At 33.9% G+C, this 5,102-nt stretch carries 3 protein-coding genes; 2 read left to right on the top strand and 1 reads right to left on the bottom strand.

Annotated features, from left to right (window positions below; genetic code table 11):
- Positions 1-322: HXXEE domain-containing protein (locus AC34EU_RS08675; RefSeq protein WP_489696218.1), on the bottom strand; the 322-nt coding region annotated here is incomplete at its 3' end.
- Between the two features lie 161 nt (positions 323-483).
- Between AC34EU_RS08675 and AC34EU_RS08670 the strand changes: the two genes are divergently transcribed.
- Both AC34EU_RS08670 and AC34EU_RS08665 read left to right on the top strand, forming a co-directional pair.
- Entirely contained in the window at positions 484-3,711 is a 3,228-nt protein-coding gene (locus tag AC34EU_RS08670) for a carbohydrate-binding protein (protein WP_489696217.1), read from the top strand.
- Positions 3,708-5,003 carry a hypothetical protein gene (locus AC34EU_RS08665; protein ID WP_489667094.1) on the top strand — a complete coding sequence of 432 codons (1,296 nt, stop codon included), beginning with the start codon at positions 3,708-3,710 and terminating at the stop codon, positions 5,001-5,003. The genes AC34EU_RS08670 and AC34EU_RS08665 overlap by 4 nt, the downstream gene beginning before the upstream one ends.
- Positions 5,004-5,102 lie beyond the last annotated feature (99 nt).

Genomic DNA, 5,102 nt, shown 5'->3' with positions numbered 1-5,102 from the left:
CTGCAGTGACTGTGCCAGGACTAAAATCACTAAAGTAAAAACTAAAGAAAATATGGTAAAATGCATTAACAACTTGAATCGCAAATAATATAAACAAAACTACATGCGCGCTGGCTCTATTATTTTTAACCAAATGAAGAAGGGCAAATACGACTAGGATGCAGGTTAATATAGATAAAATTGCTTCAGTAGATAATACAGCTGCTGAATGTTGAAAATATTGTAATTTCCACTCTATAAAATTAAATATTATGTGTTCTTCAAAATGATGGATTGCATAGACAAGTGGGCCTAGAACAATTAAGTTTTTAAATTTATTCATATATAGACTTACAATTTACAATAAATAGGGATTAAATTATTATTATATTCAGCGTCATAAAATTTTTATTAATTTCCCGCATATTATTTATTTTTGCACACTCAAACTTTTGACATTTATTATATGACATTACATGTATTATGAGAATAAATTTAATTTTTTTGCTTCTCCTTTTTTATTCTATTAATTTATCGGGTCAAGGATTGAGATCCCAAGGAAAAAATATTGTTAATCAACAAGGAAACGAAGTTATTCTCCGAGGAATGGGATTAGGAGGATGGATGTTAATGGAAGGATACATGATGCAGTCCTCTGATGTGGCAGACACTCAACATGAATTTCGTGAACGTCTGGTAGATCTTTTTGGAGTTGATAAGACAAATACATTTTTTGATCGCTGGCAAGAGAATCATGTAACCCGATCTGATATTGATTCATTAGCTGCTTGGGGATTTAATAGTGTTCGTGTTCCTATGCATTATAATTTATTTACACTTCCCATTCAAGAGGAACCTATTGTTGGAGAAAACACATGGTTAACCAAAGGTTTTACTATGATTGATGACTTGCTTGATTGGTGTGAAGCAAATCAAATGTATCTTATTCTTGACTTACATGCAGCGCCAGGCGGTCAAGGGGCAAATGCAGCTATATCAGATTATGATTCTGATTTACCTTCACTTTGGGAAAGTGATCAAAACAAAAATAAAACTATAGCCCTATGGCAACGATTGGCAAATAGATATAAAAATGAAGCCTGGATTGGTGGTTATGATTTATTGAATGAAGTAAATTGGGGACTGCCAAATAATAATGGGGCATTAAGAACTCTTTATCAGGATATTACAGCTGCCATTCGAGCTGAAGATACGGATCATATAATTTTTATTGAAGGTAATAGTTTTGCAAATGATTTTAATGGGCTAACTCCTCCTTGGGATAACAATATGGTATATAGTTTTCATAAGTATTGGAGCGAGAATTCAATAGAATCTATACAGTGGGTACTTGATCTAAGAGAAGAAAATAATGTTCCATTATGGATGGGAGAAGCTGGTGAAAATTCGAATGTTTGGTTTAGAGATGCTATAAAGCTATTTGAAGATAATAATATAGGATGGTCGTGGTGGCCTATGAAACGAATTGAAACAATTGTAAGTCCTTATTCTATAGGTTTTTCAGAAGGGTATAAAAATATTTTAGAATATTGGAGAGGAAACGCACCAAGGCCATCAGCCGATGAAGCATTTTCAATTATGATGGAATTAGCTAATAGCACAAATAGTTCTCAATGTGATTATCAGAAAGATGTGCCAGATTCTCAAATTCGGCAGGTTTCAACCGATCAAACACTTCCCTTCACATCACACCAAATTCCAGGAACCATTAATATGTCTGATTATGATATGGGAAGAAGTGGAATAGCCTATTTTGATGTTGATGATGCAAATTATCAACTTTCTACTGGTAGTTTTCAAGCGTGGAATTCAGGTTGGGTTTATCGCAATGATGGGGTTGATATCGAAACTAATAATGATAATCTCTATAGCAACGGATACCATGTTGGATTTACCAAACAAGGAGAGTGGATGAATTATACTTTGACCGTATTAGAATCTGCTGTTTATAGGATGGATTCGAGAATAGCTGCTTTGGAAGCAGGAGGTAAATTTCATTTGGAATTAGACAATGAACCAATTACGAGTATACTAAGTACAGAAGCATCAGGTGAATGGGATGAATTTATCACACAATCGTTTACTGATATTGTAATGGAACAGGGAATCCATACACTGAGGTTAGAATTTGATGGAACTACTTCTTTCAATATTTCTAATTTAATGTTTGAAAAAACAGGAACATTGAGTTCGATTGACTTTAAAGTTTTAAGTGCTGAAACGGATGCAGATGTAAGTCGTATTCAAATTTTGGTTAATCAAAATATTGATAAATCAACTCTTGCGTCTGCTTTACAAAATTTTTCTTTGGAAGTTAATGGTGAATCAAGAGAGATTATTTCTATTACTTCACAAGATGACAAACAAAGGGCATTTTATTTAACGTTATCCGAACCCTTGATCCATAGTGATCAAATTCAATTGGATTATAGTGGTAATTCTATTTTGACTTCTCAAGGAACTGTATTAGAACAATTCAGCCAATTGGTCATTGTAAATAAAGTTCCACAATTGTTTCAAATTCCTGGAAAAATAGAATCGGAAAGTTATTATTATATGTTTGGTATTGAAACTGAATCTACCACTGATACAGGTGGAGGTTTTAATATTGGTTACACTAATCCTGGAGATTATATGGATTATTTAGTCGAAGTTGCAGCTCCTTATGAATACGATATAAAAGCCCGCGTTGCAGCAGAATCAAATTCAGGCAGGGTAGCCTTTTATATCGTCTCTTCAGAAGGTGTTGAAACCCACTTATTAGAAATGCTATTTCCAGTTACTCAAGGTTGGCAAAACTGGAAGAATACTATTGGAAAAATTCAATTGCCAGCTGGAAATTATATCTTGAGAATAAAAGTTATTAATGGTGATTTTAACTTGAATTGGATTGAAATTACTTATCCAGATTCTGATGAAGATGGTGTGAATGATGTGCTGGACCAATGCCCAAATACATCCATAATTTCTTTTGTTGATGAACAAGGATGTTCTTTGGTCCCTATCCCTATTAATAATTTTACACTTAGGGTTGAAAATGAAGCCTGTGCATCAAGCAATAATGGTCGGCTTTTTATTTCGGCCACTCAAACAGATAATTTTACTGCTATCCTCTTGTTTAATGGAAATGAGATTGCTAAAAGCTTTACTTCCTCTACAGATTTTTCAGAATTACAAGCAGGGAATTATAGTTTATGTATTCAGCTTACAGACGCTCCCACTGTTCAACAGTGTTTCACGGTCGTTGTCAAACAACCTAACCCTTTATCGGTTAGTTCAATTGTTAATCCTGACACCTATCAATTATCCTTGAATTTAAAAGGAGCAAATACTTATTATATTAAATTAAATAAAAAAGAGTACAGTACAACAGAAAGTTATATTCAGCTCCCCTTATCAAGTGAAAAGAATAGTTTAACTATTAAAACTGATTTGGTTTGTCAAGGAATTTATGAAGAAGAAATGATCTTAGTTGATTTCCCAAAAGTGTCACCCAATCCAATTTATGGAGATTTCATGAATATCCAGATGGGGGTTTTAAGGCCGGAAAGATCCAAAATTGAACTGTATGATATATTGGGGAATATGATCTATTCAATCTTACTGAATGGTTCTGCTAAAATTGATGTTTCTGATGTTCCTAAAGGATTTTATATTATGAAATTAACAAAAGGCAAGAAAACCTTTATGTATAAAATAGTGAAAAAATGAAAAATACTTTGTCTTTCGTTTTCTCTCTTATATTAGTTGCTTTAATAAGTTGTTCTAAAGATAATAATGAAGAATTGACTCCTGCACCTGCTGTTTTAGTATTTCCTGAAAATAATACTGAGTGTAATGAAGGAAATGTGCTCTCCTCAACACAAAGCGAAGTTACTTTTCGATGGAATCCCTCCGAAAATACAGATAACTATACGCTTAATGTCACTCTTATTGAAGAAAGTACAATTCAAATAGTAAATATAACTTCTCCAGAAGCGACTGTTACCTTAGTCCGAGGAAAAACTTATAGTTGGTATGTGATTTCACACAAAAATAGTTCTTCAGTCGATGCTCAAAGTCCAGTCTGGACCTTTTATAATGCAGGTATTCCTACAGAAAACAATATTCCTTTTCAAGCAGAACTTGTCTCCCCATTGCATGATTCAAACCTACCGGCAGGTCAAGTCACACTCCAGTGGACTTCAAGCGATTTAAACAATGATATTATAGAGCATCAAATTTTAATGAATACCGAGTATCCTCCCACCTCTATTAAGGGGACATTGACTGGGAATAGTTTTGATATAGTTGTTGAGGCTTATAAAACTTACTATTGGCAGGTTGTTACCATCGATCAAACAGGTAGTAAATCTTTCTCAAATATTTTTTCCTTTAATGTAGGTGAGGCTTCTGAAATAGATGAAGGTGATTCAGGAACTTCGACTTCTACTATTTCGGATAATTTAATTTTGGATGGAGCTATGGATGACACAAATGCATGGCAATATAGACAGCTATGGATTAACTCTGACAATGAAGTAAACCATGGTTTTGTAAATGGAGAATTTGCTTTTAGAAGTGTTCAAGGTGTAAGCTACTCTAATGCAATTATTTGGCAAGAAGTTCCTGTAGAATCCGGAGTTGGCTATAGATTCGATATTTATTTAAGAAGCGGAGGAACAGCAAATTCTTGGGTTGAGATTTATTTTGGAACAGATGATCCAATTGAGAGTGCCAGTGGAGATGATTACACATCAAATGGCGCTCAAATATTTGTGAAAAGTTTTGGAAACAATGAAAATTGTGGAGTTAATTCCTTTGAAGGATCAATTTTTGACATTGTAACCAATGGCTGTCCCTTGCCTTCTGATTCCTTAATTGACTCCAATGGAGACGTCACGTTTGCCAGTTCAAATTTAACCTCGAATGGAACAATCTTTATTGGAATAAAGGCGGGGAATTATGATGGGACTTTTGGCACGGGTGTATTCATAAACAACGTTTCCTTAGTGCCGAATTAGTCACGTTTTTTAAGCTTTAAATTGCACTTTCTATCCATATATAATCCATACTAAAAAAGCTGTTCCAAGAGTTTAAATAACTACCCCACTAGGTCTAAA

The sequence above is a fragment of the Candidatus Marivariicella framensis genome, from assembly GCF_982709265.1.
The sequence above is the reverse complement of the archived record's forward strand: the minus strand, read 5'-3'. Positions and strand labels throughout refer to the sequence as shown.